Source organism: Vibrio plantisponsor, from assembly GCF_013041605.1.
GTDB classification, from domain to species: domain Bacteria; phylum Pseudomonadota; class Gammaproteobacteria; order Enterobacterales; family Vibrionaceae; genus Vibrio; species Vibrio plantisponsor.
This window is the reverse complement of the sequence record NZ_JABEQC010000006.1, coordinates 161,055-176,952: the sequence shown is the minus strand read 5'-3', so window position 1 is coordinate 176,952 and position 15,898 is coordinate 161,055. Positions and strand designations below refer to the sequence as shown.

15 protein-coding genes are annotated in these 15,898 nt (G+C 44.4%); 9 read left to right on the top strand and 6 right to left on the bottom strand.

Annotated elements, in window-relative coordinates:
• Positions 1-38: 38 nt before the first annotated feature.
• From HKI82_RS10470 to fdhD, 3 genes are all read right to left on the bottom strand, one after another.
• Complete coding sequence (locus HKI82_RS10470; protein WP_390632438.1) at positions 39-917, bottom strand: mechanosensitive ion channel family protein; 879 nt, start codon at positions 915-917, stop codon at positions 39-41.
• 24 nt (positions 918-941) lie between these two features.
• Positions 942-3,290: an AAA family ATPase gene (locus tag HKI82_RS10465; RefSeq protein WP_171137940.1), complete on the bottom strand. Its 2,349-nt coding sequence runs from the start codon at positions 3,288-3,290 to the stop codon at positions 942-944.
• A gap of 194 nt (positions 3,291-3,484) precedes the next feature.
• Positions 3,485-4,324 (bottom strand): formate dehydrogenase accessory sulfurtransferase FdhD, encoded by an 840-nt coding sequence (fdhD, locus tag HKI82_RS10460; protein WP_171137939.1) that lies wholly within the window; start codon positions 4,322-4,324, stop codon positions 3,485-3,487.
• Positions 4,325-4,607: 283 nt separating this feature from the next.
• Here fdhD and HKI82_RS10455 point away from each other — a divergent pair, with 283 nt between their 5' ends.
• The 9 genes from HKI82_RS10455 to HKI82_RS10415 all read left to right on the top strand — a co-directional run bounded on the left by HKI82_RS10455 (position 4,608) and on the right by HKI82_RS10415 (position 13,319).
• On the top strand, positions 4,608-5,042 hold the full coding sequence (locus HKI82_RS10455) for a DUF3305 domain-containing protein (protein WP_171138015.1): 435 nt from the start codon (positions 4,608-4,610) through the stop codon (positions 5,040-5,042).
• Entirely contained in the window at positions 5,032-5,577 is a 546-nt protein-coding gene (locus HKI82_RS10450) for a DUF3306 domain-containing protein (RefSeq protein ID WP_171137938.1), read from the top strand. The genes HKI82_RS10455 and HKI82_RS10450 overlap by 11 nt, the downstream gene beginning before the upstream one ends.
• Positions 5,578-5,773: 196 nt before the next feature.
• On the top strand, positions 5,774-7,435 hold the full coding sequence (locus tag HKI82_RS10445) for a 4Fe-4S binding protein (RefSeq protein WP_171137937.1): 1,662 nt from the start codon (positions 5,774-5,776) through the stop codon (positions 7,433-7,435).
• Positions 7,436-7,444: 9 nt separating this feature from the next.
• Positions 7,445-8,059: a TorD/DmsD family molecular chaperone gene (locus HKI82_RS10440; protein WP_171137936.1), complete on the top strand. Its 615-nt coding sequence runs from the start codon at positions 7,445-7,447 to the stop codon at positions 8,057-8,059.
• Between the two features lie 63 nt (positions 8,060-8,122).
• Complete coding sequence (locus HKI82_RS10435; protein WP_171137935.1) at positions 8,123-8,323, top strand: twin-arginine translocation signal domain-containing protein; 201 nt, start codon at positions 8,123-8,125, stop codon at positions 8,321-8,323.
• Between the two features lie 10 nt (positions 8,324-8,333).
• Complete coding sequence (locus HKI82_RS10430; RefSeq protein WP_171137934.1) at positions 8,334-11,189, top strand: formate dehydrogenase subunit alpha; 2,856 nt, start codon at positions 8,334-8,336, stop codon at positions 11,187-11,189.
• Positions 11,190-11,200: 11 nt separating this feature from the next.
• Positions 11,201-11,809 (top strand): formate dehydrogenase FDH3 subunit beta, encoded by a 609-nt coding sequence (fdh3B, locus tag HKI82_RS10425; RefSeq protein ID WP_042482336.1) that lies wholly within the window; start codon positions 11,201-11,203, stop codon positions 11,807-11,809.
• 6 nt (positions 11,810-11,815) lie between these two features.
• Positions 11,816-12,895: a formate dehydrogenase subunit gamma gene (locus tag HKI82_RS10420; protein WP_171137933.1), complete on the top strand. Its 1,080-nt coding sequence runs from the start codon at positions 11,816-11,818 to the stop codon at positions 12,893-12,895.
• Positions 12,896-12,899: 4 nt separating this feature from the next.
• Positions 12,900-13,319, top strand: a complete 420-nt coding sequence (locus HKI82_RS10415; RefSeq protein WP_171138014.1) for a hypothetical protein — start codon at positions 12,900-12,902, stop codon at positions 13,317-13,319.
• 75 nt (positions 13,320-13,394) lie between these two features.
• Here HKI82_RS10415 and HKI82_RS10410 read toward each other — a convergent pair whose 3' ends face one another.
• The 3 genes from HKI82_RS10410 to HKI82_RS10400 form a co-directional block, all read right to left on the bottom strand.
• Positions 13,395-13,610: a hypothetical protein gene (locus tag HKI82_RS10410; protein ID WP_171137932.1), complete on the bottom strand. Its 216-nt coding sequence runs from the start codon at positions 13,608-13,610 to the stop codon at positions 13,395-13,397.
• Between the two features lie 84 nt (positions 13,611-13,694).
• Positions 13,695-15,293 carry a chaperonin GroEL gene (gene groL / locus HKI82_RS10405; RefSeq protein WP_102942033.1) on the bottom strand — a complete coding sequence of 533 codons (1,599 nt, stop codon included), beginning with the start codon at positions 15,291-15,293 and terminating at the stop codon, positions 13,695-13,697.
• Positions 15,294-15,322: 29 nt separating this feature from the next.
• Complete coding sequence (locus HKI82_RS10400) at positions 15,323-15,613, bottom strand: co-chaperone GroES (protein ID WP_102942034.1); 291 nt, start codon at positions 15,611-15,613, stop codon at positions 15,323-15,325.
• Positions 15,614-15,898 lie beyond the last annotated feature (285 nt).

Here is a 15,898-nt window from a genome sequence, read left to right as displayed (position 1 = left end):
AGGCATTTTGTTATCAGTCTAAAACTAGCATTTCAGGTCTATTGTGCGTGAATCGCAATCTTGGGTGGTTTAATCCCGTGTTGTTTGAACTCATCCATGACCCGCAAAGTAATGTCTGTCTCAAACAACTTCTCATACGCCGTATCGACCACATAAGCTTTACAGGTTAACTGAACCGCCAAATAGTTATCTGTAATGGTCTGCTTCACCAATACAGTGACAGGCTTGGGTAAATGAATGTAGCGACTGGAAGAGGCGGCCTCTTGGATAAGATTGCGCGCTAGAACGATGTCCTCATCCATACCGACATAAAATGGAATCACCACCTGCATATCAAGAGCACCATAGTTACCACTGACGGCCACTTCGTTTAAGAACTTGTTATTTGGGATGGTAATAATGTCGTCTGAGAGAGTACGCATACGAACTGAACGCAAACCAATAGTGATGATGTCGCCATAATGCCCCTCAAATGTGACGCGGTCACCAACTTGAAACGGGCGGTCAATCATAACCGTCATGCCTGCGATAAACGATGCTGCCAAGTCTTTTAAAGCAAAGCCCACAGACACCGCTAACGTACCGCCGATTAAAGCTAAAATATGGTCGTTGATCCTGAAACTTAGGACAAACACCACCACACCAGCCCCCATGTAAATAAAGAACTGGAGAAACGACTGAAGCTTTTGTAGCAACATTCGATATTGCGCGAACTGACTACCAATCGTCTCAACGAGTGAACTCATAAACTTAAGCAGCAGCCAAGTACCCGCAATGATCAGAATAGAGAAGAATACGCCGCTCCATCGAACTAAGCTGGCGATCTGTTGAAAGCTCTCCGCGCTGACAGACTCTTCGGTCGCATAACTGGGTAATGCAAGACCGAGTAAGAGCAAAGCAATAAAACGTGAATACATGTGAGTCATACTTTTCTTCATTGTTTATTTCACCAGTAGATGTTGGCGATCAAGAACGTTGGTAATCGTGCGATACCAGTGATCAGAAACACGAGCCTTATCTTCTGCCCATTCCAAATATCCGCGACTTTGAAAATAACGCACGATACCAATGACTTCAGCAATACTTAGCTGAGTACACTTAGACAACTCTTCACTAGAAGCCACCTCAAGCTGCACAATAGAACGTAGAACCGCCAGCATAGGCTTAGGCATCTGTTCCAGATCTTGTGAGTCAGGAACATGGAACAAATTGACATTAACCACTCCAGTTTCTTTATTGCGGTTCAAAGAGCGGCGGAAGAAACGCAACGCAACCGTAGGGTTCCCGTCGGAATAGTGCCAAAGAATACGGTAAAAACCTTGTTTCGCGCGTTCGTCATCGCTGGAATCGTCCTGATCCCATTGACGGGGTACAACAAGCCCTTCAAAACTGACAGGTGATTCAATCTCTCGGTTAATCCGGCTATCAAGCAGTTTTACCATCTGCTTCTCATTCCAGCGAGGAAGAACCGTAACCCAGTCAAACAACAAGCGTTCGCCACGCGCTCTGTCGACGAAGCGCCAGTTCGACTTCTCGATGGCCATAATCACACGATGATTTTTCTTAGAGCGACGAAGTAGGTTGGTGAGTTTCATTAAACTGTTTAATCCACCGACCATAGGTTTTACCAAACGTTGAGCGTTATCTATTGCAATCAGATAGGTTTGTTCACTCTTACGTAAATGGGAAAGAATTTGAATCTCGGATGACTCCGCTTCTAAACCTAGGCTTAATGCAAGCAGTTCAAGCAGTTCTGTGTAGCCTGAATACGGACAGCTCAGGTACAAAGGTTCAGCGTTCTTTACCTTATGCAGCAAGGTATAAAGTAAAGTTGTGGTGCCGATACCTCGTTCACCCGTTACAACGCAGATTGCCGGACTGTCGGTCAGCAGGTAGCGCGACAACTGCTTTATTTCGTCAGCGGCATAATCAATCAGTTCGCTATCCATAGACCCCGGTAGAATGTACTCAAAAGCTTCATCACCTTTGATACGGACGTGGTTATGGTCAGAAGAAATATTTTCATTTTGTTTAGCTACTTCGATTCTAAACAGATAAGCAAGGGCTTGACTGAAGAAGGTGTAGTTTGAAAGCGCTGCAATAAGTCGGTATTGCAACGTATGCATTAACAGCCACGCTAAGGTTATGGTGGTGGCGAACACTCTGACGGCGAACGCATCTTTCTTACTGATGGTCCAGTTGACCCAAAGTGGTCTGTCTGAAGCCTTTTCCGCATAAGCGAAAATTCGTTCACGCCACAGGTTTAGCACCGACACTATCATGACAAAGAACCAAGCATACATGGTATTGAGAATCCAGTAATAGATGGTTCCTTTACCCAATGTGCGCATAGAAAGCTGGAGAATCACACCCGTAATGATCACCGTCCAAACAATGCGACGAATAGTGCTGAGCCTTAACGCCATTAGCGCCTTATTCGAGGTATGACTGGTTCTGTAGGTAAATTCCAGAATCAAGCTGACGGCGATAGAACCGCCCCAGATCCACCAAATAAAAATTTCGAGATAGACGAGGTGCTGCAAACTCTTAATTTCCGCGAGTACTTGCAGTGAGAAAGTTATCGCAATCAGCCACGCTATTGCTTTGTTTGCCTTGCTGGCGTACCAGACAATACGTGCCCAAAGCGAAGGTTCTGATTTATCTTTTAAATAGGTGTTACGAAACAGTTCAATGAGTCGCTTGCTGTGTCTTAGCCACCACACCAATAAAAAGTAGATAAACAGTACCTTACACACTGACCAAATAAAAGGTACAGGGGAGATCAGCAAATCGTCGATAAGGGATTGAAAACTGCGTATCTGGAAATAAAACAGGTATTCGGCGCTCAGTTGAGCCACTTTCCATTCCTGCTTGAACTGAAGAACGCCAGTAGGGCCAAATCCGGTAACTTCTGCACTCGTATGTTCATCCGCCAAACGAAGCAATTGTTGCTTTGAATGGGTTAAGCTCACCTGAGTGAGATAGCGTTGCTCCAAATTAAACCAATTGAAGTCATCATCTTGATTGCGGTAGGCAACTAAAGCCTGTGAGAAATCATTAATGTTATTCGATTGAAGAGAGAGGGTTGAATGCAACAGTCTAGAGACCTCAAGATATTCATTTGGGGTCATGAACAATGAGTCTGGCAGTTTTTTTATCTGCTGCTCGATTTCTAAAGCACTGTTGTTCGCTGTTGGTATTGTGTTGATATTATTCACATCCCATTCGGCATGGGCTGCTTGTCCACTCACTAGCCAAAACATCAGAAAAAGACGTAACAAATTTTGCATATGCGTTATCGTTAAAGTAAGCCATTGATTTCATAAAATAGTGTAGTTCGAATATCCGGTTTTAGATACAGATATCCAGACTAAAAAATGCAATCAAAATAACGCAGTATCAAATCTGATACGCCCTTGTATGTAAGGTTGTATAAAGAGTTTTTACTTTTTTGAATGAGTCATTTGTTGAGTAATTGAATCCATTATTCGGATTCATCGGCCAAATGACCTTTAACATCAAATTCTATTTTCTCAACGCCACTGTAGACCTGAAAACGACGTCCTTTCGCTCGAGCAATAGTGGTAATACCAAACTGATGAGCAAGCTCTAATCCCATTTGTGTCACCCCAGAACGAGATAACAAAACAGGTATGCCCATTTGAGCAACTTTGATGACCATCTCTGAGGTTAATCTTCCGGTGGTGTAGAAAATCTTGTCATCACCGCTTTCACCTTGAAGCCACATTTCACCCGCCAAAGTATCAACAGCGTTATGACGACCAACATCTTCGACAAAAGAGAGCACAGAGTTGCCTTGGCAAACAGCACAGCCATGAACAGCTCCTGCTGCTTTGTAAGTATCATTGTGATGGGTGAGTGCTTCGAGCGCGTCGTAAATTTCAGACTGTTTAATTTCAGTTTGAGGAACTTTGTAACCTTCTAACTGCTTCATGACGTTGCCGTACATAGTTCCCTGACCACAACCCGAAGTAACGGTCTTTTTCTTTAATGCAGGTTCTAAATGTTCTAGCGATTCTTTGGTGACAATGGCGGCAGTATTGGTTTCCCAGTCAATAATAACTGACTCAAGTGCTTCAGGATCGTTAAGAAAACTTTGGTTCTTCAGATAGCCTAAGACAAGGGCTTCAGGGCGAGATCCTAATGTCATCAAGGTGACTATCTCTTTCCAGTTAAGCATTACTGTTAACGGGCGCTCACAGGCGATAGATTTAGTTAAGCGCTCACCATATTCGTCAAAAACATCAACTTCGATAGTTTGAAATGGGTTTTCACTGGTTTTTATGATTTTAGGTTGTGCCACGTGAGATTCCTGATGGAGTGATCGGAGAACAACGAAACAGCAAGTTTCATTCCATTGCTTTGTTAATTGCGTCGATTAGGACATTTTCATCATTTAACCGCAAATTAATGCGACATTTAACCCATGACATTCGCAAATTTCCAACTAGGCTTGAGTCAATGGCTCAATATTTGCTTTGTGTCACCTTAAATAACACTAACAACATATACTAAAACAAGAATTGATTAGGTTTCTTATGTCAGAAAAACAAATACAAGCTCAACCTCTTGTAGCTAAACAAACGATGGCAAAAACCGAAAACAGTTGGCCTATAAGCTGTCGCTTAAAAGAACATGAGATTACTGCCGGAATGTGGGTAACAACCCAATGGCAGTTACTTGGCTTTGATCTAACCGTAGATGAGAACTCACAGCATGTTGCAATGCTGGAGCTATATCGAGACGAGCGTACAGACTATCGCTTTAATCTCAGCTCCCAAAGTCCAAAATTGTTTTTGATTTTAGAACAGCCAGAAGATGGCGAAGCACCAAAAATCATCCGCTTAATCGCCTCGCAAAGTGTCGCAGGTCAATATATGGATGGAGAGTATTTGGTGTTGTCGAATGACATGCCTTTGCCTGTGCAAGCTTGGATGGAAGCTTTTATCGGCCGACACGGCGAACTGTTAGAAGTGCGTGGTAAGAAGCGTAAAGGCGCGGGGAGGTCTAGTGGTCAATGATTCATTCTTAACGCGCTGGTCAAAACGTAAGCTTGAGGGAGAGAAAGACGCTCAGGTAGAAGACGCGAAGCCAGGATTGGAAGCTGATTCAATTAACACTGATACTGCCATTGACCTAACAAGCGAGGACAGATCAGACGAAAACCTATCTTCAGATGTTGAAGCATTACAAGAGGGTAGCGAGCCTCAATCACTTGCTTCCTTACTGACTTCGGAAGCCGATAAAGACATTAAAAAAGCCGCACTACGTAAGCTATTTTTCGGCGGCGAGTTTAGTGAAGTGTGCAGAATGAACGACTACGCTCAGGACTTCAGTGCCCTCAAACCTCTGTCACCGGAAATTGCAAAAACATTGCGAGGATGGTTGAAAGAGTCGACCGAAAACCCTGAGCAACAGGAACAGTTTGAGTCTGAACAACCCGAACTGCTTGCGCAGCATAGTGAGGTGGAAGAGGGTGAGCAAACGGAAGAAACAGCATTAGAGACCCACATTGAACTCTCTGATTTAGAAGGTGAGACAAAAAATACCATATAAATCATAGGTACATTTTGACTAAACGGTAAGTTAGCAGTTGGGACAAATTGTCCCACAAGATAATAATGCCCTTAATTAGCTTAGTGTTATCCTTGTATCTTGTTGTAAATATTGAAAAGTTTTCTTGGAACGCTATTTGCTAATGTAGGTTCATATCCAGATAAAAAGTGTGTGGATAAACACTGGAAGCGAGCAAATGCTAAAACAATACTTACAACAATCGACTTCGCAAAATGGAATCGCGCGGTACTCTGCCATTGAAAATACCGTCGAATTATCTAACCTCATTCCTCCCACGGTGAGTTATGAGTCCTCTGGCGATACTCTGATTATTGGGCCTACCAGTCTGATTGAGCGTATCGCAGAACAATTACCTCAAGTTCAATCTGTCTCTTTGCTCTCCATTGATGGAGAAAAGGGCAAAGAAGCCAATATCTATTTTGCAGATAGCGTTCAAATTAGTGGATACCTCGGCAGTTTTGATGTGCTGGTACAAAACCATGGTGTCACAACAAGTCTTTCAAAAGTCGCTATAGGAAAAGATTCGTTCGATATCATCCTTGATATGTCTCTGAATGGCGTCATGACGGAAGAAGTTCCTGTTCCGGGGTATTTCCCTGTAGGGCGAGGCTATCCAAAACTGGCTGACGCACTTGAGCAAATCCCAAATTTGGTCGGCACTTTTGATAAACCAAAATATTTCCGACTTGATACCGATTTATGCGCGCACAGTTCACGCGGTGTAAAAGGCTGTGAACGTTGTGTGGATGCCTGTCCTGCTGGCGCTTTATCAAGCGAAGGTTCAGACAAAACAGGTCATAGAATTGAGATTAACCCTTATCTATGCCAAGGCGTCGGAACTTGTGCCACCGCTTGTCCTACCGAAGCTATTCATTACGCATTACCCACACCTAAAGAGACACAAAAGTTTATCGAACGTTTGCTTAAAAACTACTTTCAAGCGGGCGGAGAAAAACCGGTCGTTTTGATTTGTAGCTCAGAACACGAGACGTATAACCTGATGGCGTTAAAGGCACTACCCGAAAACGTTATTCCAGTGACGGTCGATGAACTGCCATCCATCGGTATTGATACTTGGTTTGCCGCATTAACCAATGGAGCGACTCAAGTTCTTTTTGCTGCCAGTCGCCGAATGCCGAAAACCATTCAACGTATTCTGGAACAAGAAGTCGCAACCGCTCAAACATTGCTTTCTCAGTTAGGCCTAGCGAAAGAGACAATAAACATCCTCTATTTAGAATCACTTCGCGAAGGCGCTCCGAACCTAATCACCGACGATCTTCAATTACGTTTAGGTGAATTAGAAGGGAACAAGCGTTCCCGTCTATTTACCTCGCTTGATGCACTTGCCGAACAATTCAACATCGAGAAAGTGGCGCAGCCATTAGAAGCCTCTTCCGTTTACGGGACGATAGAGTGTTCAACCAAAGACTGTACTTTATGTATGGGATGCGTTGCAGTGTGTCCAACAAGAGCGCTTCATCATGAAGGTGATATTCCGGGGATTAAGTTTGTTGAACAGGACTGCGTTCAATGTGGCTTGTGTATCAAAGCTTGTCCTGAAAATGCTCTAACAAGTGTTAAGCAAATGAACTGGGATAAAGCAGCTCGTCAATCGGCGATCACGCTCCATCAGGAAGAACCAGCGAAATGTCTGCGTTGCCATAAGCCATTCGCACCTCAATCTATGATCACTATGTTGCAGAATAAGTTACAAGGTCACTCGCATTTTGCTACTGCTGAAGCTTTGAACCGTATTGCTATGTGTGAAGACTGCCGTGTGATTGATGTATTTGAGTCTATGGCTAACGACCCAGAACAACAGCTGAGATATTAGGAGAAGGAAATGGAACAGGCACAATCAATGCGTTCAGATATCTATCTGTTATTGGCGACGCTATTTCGCCAAGCGCCTAGCAAAGAACTGCTCGATTTTCTCTCTGAGTTAGAGTTTGAAGACAACGGTACGCCTATGGCTCAGGCTTGGTCTGAAATCGTTCATGCGTCTAAGAATACCAATGTTGAGCAACTGGAAGATGAGTACCAAGAACTGTTCATCGGTATTGGTCGCGGTGAAATCGTACCTTTTGCATCTTGGCATTTAACTGGATCGCTAATGGAAAAACCGCTAGCGGAAATTCGCACACATTTAAGCCAGCTAGGTTTAGAGCGAAGTGAAAATGTGAAAGAGCCTGAAGATCATATTTCAGCTCTTTGCGAAACCATGGCGTATTTGTGCGAACAGCCAGAATCCGTTCAACAATCATTTTTCAATCGTCATTTAGCGCCTTGGTATGAACGTCTTGCCGTACAAATTACCGAAGCGCAACACACCCGTTATTACCATGCAGTTGCCAAGTTAATGCGTGCATTTTTGTCGTTAGAAAATGTGTCATTTACCGAGGCGAAGGTAAGTAAACGTAATACTCACAAAATAGAAGTAAAGAACCTGACTGAATAAGCGCATAAGGCGCTTTCAGACTTACCTTGTTGGCAACAATAGGGACGAGATAAGGAAGCAATGATGAAAAAACAACAACAAGACATCGATAAAAGCAGACGTGACCTGCTCAAAGGACTTGGAACTGCCGCGGTTGCTGGCGCTGTAGGCGCAACAGTTTCTCAAAGTGTCAGTGCACAAGAACCGTCTTTGAATGTACCTACAAATAAAAAAGAAGGTTATCACGAGACACAACACATTCGTGATTACTACGACACGCTATAGGAGCTCGCAGATGAGACTAACTAAACGTTCTGATAACGTAACAAAAGAAAAGAATCAGCTCGGGATTAGCCGTCGTGCCTTCATGAAAAACAGCTCATTAGCTGCTGGTGGTGCGGTTGTCGGTGCAAGTCTATTTGCTCCGGGAATGATCAAAAAGGCACAAGCGGAAGAAGTTGATCGCAATGCCAAAACTGAAGTGAAGCGCACCATCTGTTCTCACTGTTCTGTGGGTTGTGGTATCTACGCTGAAGTTCAAAATGGCGTATGGACAGGTCAGGAACCCGCATTTGACCACCCATTTAACGCTGGTGGACACTGTGCTAAAGGTGCAGCTCTTCGTGAACACGGTCATGGGGAGCGTCGTCTGAAATACCCGATGAAACTCGAAAACGGAAAATGGAAAAAGATCTCATGGGATCAAGCCATTAACGAAATCGGCGACAATGTTCTGAAAATTCGTGAAGAGTCAGGCCCTGATTCTGTTTACTGGCTTGGCAGTGCGAAACACAGCAACGAACAAGCGTATCTGTTCAGAAAAATGGCTTCGCTATGGGGTACCAATAACGTTGACCACCAAGCGCGTATTTGTCACTCGACAACAGTAGCCGGTGTAGCAAACACATGGGGCTACGGGGCAATGACCAACTCTTTTAACGATATGCATAACAGCAAATCGATTCTGTTCATTGGCTCGAACCCTGCTGAAGCTCACCCAGTTGCGATGCAACATATCTTAATCGCCAAAGAGAAGAACAACTGTAAGATTGTTGTCGCTGACCCAAGACGTACCCGTACTGCGGCAAAAGCGGATCATTTCGTCGCTTTGCGCCCAGGTACTGACGTGGCATTTATCTGGGGTTTGCTATGGCACATATTTAATAACCAGTGGGAAGATAAAGAGTTCATTCGTCAGCGTGTATTCGGTATGGATGAAATTCGCGCTGAAGTGGCGAAATGGAACCCTAAAGAGGTTGAGCGCGTTACAGGTGTGAGCGAAGAAGACGTATATCACACGGCGAAATTGTTGTCTGAAAACCGTCCCGGTTGTGTGGTCTGGTGTATGGGTGGTACTCAGCACACCACTGGTAACAACAACACTCGCGCATACTGTGTACTTGAATTGGCACTTGGAAACCTAGGTAAATCTGGCGGCGGTGCAAATATCTTCCGTGGTCACGATAACGTTCAAGGCGCAACGGACTTAGGCGTACTTTCTCATACTCTACCGGGTTACTACGGCTTACTTGATGGTTCTTGGAAACATTGGGCTCGCGTGTGGGATGTCGATTTCGAGTGGATTAAAAATCGATTCGACCAGAAAGAGTATCGTGGTCACAAGCCAATGAACAATATGGGTATTCCTGTATCGCGTTGGATTGATGGCGTGCTCGAAGACAAATCTAATATCGAGCAGAACGACAACATTCGCGCCATGTTCTACTGGGGCCATGCTGTAAACTCGCAAACTCGTGGCGTTGAAATGAGAAAAGCGATGCAGAAATTGGACATGATGGTCATTGTCGACCCATATCCAACAGTCGCTGCGGTGATGAACGACCGTACTGATGGTGTTTATCTGCTTCCAGCAACCACTCAGTTTGAAACTTACGGCAGTGTGACGGCATCTAACCGATCTATTCAGTGGCGTGACCAAGTCATTGAACCATTGTTTGATTCAAAACCAGACCACGAAATCATGTATTTGCTTTCAAGCAAACTTGGCTTCGCTGATCAGTTGTTTAAGCATATTAAAGTCGAAAATAATCAACCCGTCATCGAAGACATCACTCGTGAATTTAATAAAGGGATGTGGACGGTTGGATATACAGGACAAAGTCCGGAACGCTTGAAAGCGCATCAACAAAACTGGCACACATTCCACAAAACAACACTTTCAGCAGAGGGTGGACCAGTAAACGGTGAAACCTATGGCTTGCCTTGGCCATGTTGGGGTACGCCTGAGATGAAACACCCGGGCACTCACATTCTTTATGACACGTCCAAAACTGTTGCAGAAGGTGGCGGCAATTTCCGTGCTCGTTACGGTGTCGAGTTCGAAGGTAAGAACCTACTTGCTGAAGATAGCTTCTCAAAAGGAAGTGAGATCGAAGACGGATACCCAGAGTTTAGCGCTAAGCTACTGCAACATCTTGGTTGGTGGGATGATCTTACCCCTGAAGAGAAAGCAGAAGCGGAAGGTAAAAACTGGAAAACCGATCTGTCTGGCGGCATTCAGCGTGTGGCAATCAAGCATGGCTGTATTCCGTTTGGTAACGCCAAAGCGCGTACCATTGTATGGGAGTTCCCAGACCGTGTGCCGCTTCACCGTGAGCCTTTATACACACCGCGCAGAGATTTGATTGCGGATTATCCGACTTGGAACGATGCAGAGTCTATCTATCGTCTGCCAACCCTTTATAAATCTATTCAGGATCAGGATAAGTCGAAAGAATATCCAATCATTCTCACGTCTGGTCGTTTGGTTGAGTATGAAGGTGGCGGTGATGAGACACGTTCAAACCCATGGCTAGCTGAGCTTCAACAAGAGATGTTTGTTGAGGTCAACCCTAAAGATGCCAACGATTTAGGCTTCAAAGATGGCGATATGGTATGGGTTGAAGGCGCGGAGAAAGGACGCATTCACGTTAAAGCTATGGTTACTCGTCGTGTACGTCCGGGAATGGCATTCATTCCGTTCCACTTCGGTGGGAAGTTCCAAGGTGAAGACCTAAGAGGCAGGTACCCAGAAGGTACTCAGCCATATGTTGTTGGCGAGTCAGCGAACATTGCAACCACTTACGGTTACGATCCAACGACTCAGATGCAAGAAACGAAAGTCACACTATGTAACATCCGTAAAGCGTAAGGAGCACCGCGATGGCTAGAATGAAATTCCTATGTGACACCAAGCGCTGCATCGAATGCAACGGCTGTGTGACTGCATGTAAAAACGAAAACGACGACGCATTAGAGTGGGGAATCCAACGTCGACGCGTTGTAACACTTAACGATGGTGAGCCGGGTGAAAACTCGATCTCGGTTGCGTGTATGCACTGTACCGATGCACCGTGTATGGCAGTTTGCCCAGCAGATTGTTTCGTACACACGGAAGACGGTATTGTTCTGCACAATAAAGATCTTTGTATCGGTTGTGGCTACTGTCTGTTCGCTTGCCCATTTGGTGCACCACAATTTCCTAAGCAAACTGCATTTGGTGAGCGTGGAAAAATGGACAAATGTACTTTCTGTGCGGGTGGTCCTGAAACGGAAGTGGGTTCTGAAGAAGAGCGTAAAAAATACGGTGCGAACCGTATTGCGGAAGGCAAACTTCCAATGTGTGCTTCACTGTGTTCAACCAAAGCGCTTATGGCAGGGGATGCTGAGACAGTGTCAGATATCTTCCGTCAACGTGTTGTTGAACGTGGCGCAAAAGGTGCTGGCTGGACCAATGGTGAAGATCTTTCTTATGACGCAACAAGGAGCTAGTAGCCTATGCGAAATTTAATTGTTCGCGCTGCTGGTCGAGTGCTGCCTTTACTGGCAGCACTGCTGTGCTTGGCTTTTGCGCCTGCGTTTGCAGAAGAAGGTGGCAAAGCCGTAAATGGCAAGGCAGATGTTGCGCAGAGTGAAATGAGCCAACTTGCTGGTGCTGATTACTGGCGACAAGTTCGTCAAGGTGTGTCTGGATATACCACCTCTCAGTCTCCTGAGCATGGTGTTCTGATCAGTAAACCGGGCGAAACGTGGTTTATTTTGAAAGAAAAATGGATGTCTCCTGCGGGTGCAGTCGCGATTTTCGGAAGTATTGCTTTGGTTATTCTGGCGTATGTGATTGTTGGCCCAATCATGTTGAGCAAACCTAGAACGGGGAGAAAGTTAAATCGCTGGTCGCGACTAGATAGGGCGCTGCATTGGTCTATGGCGTTTACATTCTTAACTTTAGCATTCAGTGGTTTGATGCTGGTTTACGGAAAGCATTTTTTGAAACCTTACATCCCAACTGACTTATGGGGTTTTATCGTTTTCGCCGCAAAACAGTATCACAACTATGTAGGGCCTCTGTTCTTTGTGTTGCTGGTGTTTATCCTGCTGAAGTGGTGGCGTAAATCGCTGTTCACTAAAGTGGATGTTCAATGGGCAATGAAACTGGGTGGAATGGTCGGTAAGCATAAAGGTACACATCCATCAGCAGGCTTCTCAAATGCTGGTGAAAAAGCGGTTTACTGGTTGTTGATTGTGTTTGGTGCCTTCGCTGCTGTGAGTGGTTTGTTCCTTGATTTCCCTATCTTTGGTCAAACTCGTCGCGACATGGAGATGTCTAACCTTGTCCACATGTTCTCGGCATTGATTTTAATCTGTGGTTTCGTGTTCCATATCTATATTGGTTTGTTTGGTATGGAAGGTGCGTTGGAAGGCATGGTGACAGGTAAAGTTGATGAAACTTGGGCTAAAGAGCATCACGATTTATGGTATGACGAAATGAAAGCCAAAGGAGAAATTGAAGAAGCGGACGCCGTTTCCAACGACACTCAATCTCCACCAATGGGGGAGCCAATGCATGACAAGCGCTAATACTATGCAAGCTTCGGATAACAAGTCAGTGTGGTTCGTTTACATCGCTAACCTATTAACACCGTTTACCTGTTTAATCTCCGGCGTTATCGGCATTATTTATGCCGGATATCGTCTGGATAAAAACGAGGATGGGGAAGTCGCAAACTCTCATTACTACGGTTTGATCCGCAACTTCTTCCTCTTTTTAACTTTCTTTGTGGTACTGATTGTCACTGTCGCCACTACCAACGGGCTGATCATGGGCGTTAACCGTTACTGGTACGCACATTCATGGTTAACGACCGTAGGTGGCGCAATTCCCTATGTCGGAGCATTAATTGCTCTGTTTGCCATTTCACTTTGGTTTGTGCGAATGGTTAAAGGGATGCAGCAGTTGAAAAACAATATTCCTCATGCGCCCTCTAAAGGGCCAAACCTATAAAAAATCTCAATCGCTTATAGTGCCATTGATATAGTGTTACAGGCGGCCAAGATAACATTGGTCGCCTGATTTCATTCAATGAATCACTCTCTCACGATGAACGTTACTCAATACCTGAGAAAAGTCTATTGTCAAAACGACGACGGTTGGCTTTTGTTGAAATGATTTTGTTACCGAAAATTCCGGCCCGAATTTTACGTTTGGAAATTGAAAAGTAGCAGGCCATTCTGCAGACGGAGTTCTGCTTAAAGACTCAGAAATGGAAAAAGAAAAAGCGGGTAATTGCTTCATGAAGCTCTCCTCCAATATGCCTAAAAAGCGGGCTACGATGAGCCCGCTAAAGTTTAGATAGTCGTTGGAATCACAACCTGTTGGTTAGCTATCCTGATTTTTGTCTTCGACGTAATCGGACACCATTGCTTCCGTAGTGATCATCAACCCTGCAACAGAAGCTGCGTACTGCAACGCTGAACGGGTAACTTTGGTTGGGTCCAAAATACCCATTTCTATCATGTTGCCATATTGTCCACTCGCAGCGTTGTATCCGTAGTTTTCATCGCCGCTTTTCACTGCGTTTGCAACCACAGATGCTTCGTCACCAGCGTTGATAGCAATCTGGCGTAGTGGCTCTTCCATCGCGCGAATAGCAACACGAATACCTACGTTCTGGTCGTCGTTGTCACCAGTGAGCTCTGAAAGTTCTTTGGCGATCTTCGTTAATGCAACACCACCACCGGCCACGATACCTTCTTCCACAGCAGCGCGAGTCGCGTGTAAAGCATCATCGACGCGATCTTTTTTCTCTTTCATTTCAACTTCGGTAGCCGCACCAATTTTGATCACCGCTACACCACCAGAAAGTTTAGCAATGCGTTGTAGCAACTTGTCTTTGTCGTACTGAGACGTTGTTGTTTCAATCTGATTTTCAATTGTCGCAACACGATCTGCTATAGCACTAGCTTCCGCCGCGCCACCAACGATAGTGGTTGTATCTTTGGTTATAGTAACTTTCTTCGCCGAACCTAATTGTTCTAAGGTTACTTTTTCTAACTCAAGCCCGATTTCTTCAGAAATAACCGTACCAGCAGTGAGTACAGCAATATCTTCCATCATCGCCTTTCTATTATCACCAAAGCCTGGCGCTTTAACGGCAGTAGCTCGGACAATACCGCGCATGTTGTTCACAACTAATGTAGCCAGAGCTTCGCCTTCAATATCTTCAGCGATGATCAACAGAGAGCGAGATGCTTGAGCAACCGCTTCCAATACCGGCAATAGTTCGCGGATGCTACTGACTTTCTTATCTACCAATAAAATGTAAGGGTTATCGAGTTCTACAGAACCTTTCTCCTGATTGGTAACAAAGTAAGGTGATAAATACCCACGGTCGAACTGCATACCTTCAACCACAGATAATTCATTACTTAATCCTTGACCTTCTTCAACGGTAATTACGCCATTACGGCCCACTTTTTCCATCGCTTCGGCAATGATTTCACCAATAGCACGATCACTATTTGCTGATATGCTGCCTACGTGAGTAATTGACTCTTTGTCTGTACACGGTTTCGATATTTCACGTAGCTTAGCAATCGCAGCTTCTGTTGCTTTGTCGATACCGCGTTTCAAGTCCATAGGGTTCATTCCCGCAGCAACAGCTTTTAGCCCCTCGTTAATAAACGCTTGTGCTAATACTGTCGCAGTGGTGGTACCATCGCCCGCCTCATCATTGGCTTTTGAAGCAACTTGCTTGACCATTTGGGCGCCCATATTTTCGAACTTATCTTTGAGTTCAATTTCTTTTGCGACAGAAACACCATCTTTTGTAATTGTTGGGGCGCCGTACGACTTATCTAGAACAACATTGCGTCCTTTTGGACCTAAGGTGACTTTAACCGCATCAGCCAGTAGGTTTACACCTTTAAGCATTTTTTGACGTGCTTCATTTGCAAATAGAACTTCTTTTGCAGCCATGATTTAACTCCTTAAAAACAACCAAATCTTTATTCAACAATTGCCAACACATCAGACTCTGAGAGAATCACATATTCTCTACCGTCTATTTTTTCGTTTTTTACGCCGTAACCGTCATTGAATATGATTTGATCTCCAACTTTCACTTCCATGGCGGCATGATCGCCATTGTCTAAACGTTTTCCTAAACCCACAGCAATGACTTTGCCTCGGTTAGATTTTTTAGCGGACTGGGAAGTAAGTACAATTCCACCTTCAGATTTGTTTTCCATTACTTGCCTTTCTACAAGTAACTTGTCATTCAAAGGGCGAATATGCATGTTGAGATGCCTCCTACTTAGTACAGAAAATAAAAGACAGATTAAAACTATTGATTACACACGAGTCACTAAACTCGTTTCGATAAAATAAATAAGGTCTGAGATAACGACTTCAAGAGGGATTTTTAATAAATATTTTTTATTGGTATGAAAAAAGGAATTAATCGGAAGTATAAGTACTGAACAATTACAGGGCGCACTAAATTGGTTCACGCGTACCAATGTGGTGCTATTTATTGGCAGAAATCCGATTGTTCATCATTCGGCCATTCCCGTTTTTAAAAC

Bases quoted from the DNA above. Each gene is read 5' to 3' on its own strand.
- HKI82_RS10400 (WP_102942034.1), bottom strand. From the start codon at position 15,613: ATGCATATTCGCCCTTTGAATGACAAGTTACTTGTAGAAAGGCAAGTA.
- HKI82_RS10415 (WP_171138014.1), top strand. From the start codon at position 12,900: ATGCAAGCTTCGGATAACAAGTCAGTGTGGTTCGTTTACATCGCTAAC.
- groL (WP_102942033.1), bottom strand. From the start codon at position 15,293: ATGGCTGCAAAAGAAGTTCTATTTGCAAATGAAGCACGTCAAAAAATG.
- HKI82_RS10420 (WP_171137933.1), top strand. From the start codon at position 11,816: ATGCGAAATTTAATTGTTCGCGCTGCTGGTCGAGTGCTGCCTTTACTG.
- HKI82_RS10440 (WP_171137936.1), top strand. From the start codon at position 7,445: ATGGAACAGGCACAATCAATGCGTTCAGATATCTATCTGTTATTGGCG.
- HKI82_RS10470 (WP_390632438.1), bottom strand. From the start codon at position 917: ATGTATTCACGTTTTATTGCTTTGCTCTTACTCGGTCTTGCATTACCC.
- HKI82_RS10410 (WP_171137932.1), bottom strand. From the start codon at position 13,610: ATGAAGCAATTACCCGCTTTTTCTTTTTCCATTTCTGAGTCTTTAAGC.
- fdh3B (WP_042482336.1), top strand. From the start codon at position 11,201: ATGGCTAGAATGAAATTCCTATGTGACACCAAGCGCTGCATCGAATGC.
- HKI82_RS10445 (WP_171137937.1), top strand. From the start codon at position 5,774: ATGCTAAAACAATACTTACAACAATCGACTTCGCAAAATGGAATCGCG.
- HKI82_RS10435 (WP_171137935.1), top strand. From the start codon at position 8,123: ATGAAAAAACAACAACAAGACATCGATAAAAGCAGACGTGACCTGCTC.
- HKI82_RS10465 (WP_171137940.1), bottom strand. From the start codon at position 3,290: ATGCAAAATTTGTTACGTCTTTTTCTGATGTTTTGGCTAGTGAGTGGA.
- HKI82_RS10430 (WP_171137934.1), top strand. From the start codon at position 8,334: ATGAGACTAACTAAACGTTCTGATAACGTAACAAAAGAAAAGAATCAG.
- HKI82_RS10455 (WP_171138015.1), top strand. From the start codon at position 4,608: ATGGCAAAAACCGAAAACAGTTGGCCTATAAGCTGTCGCTTAAAAGAA.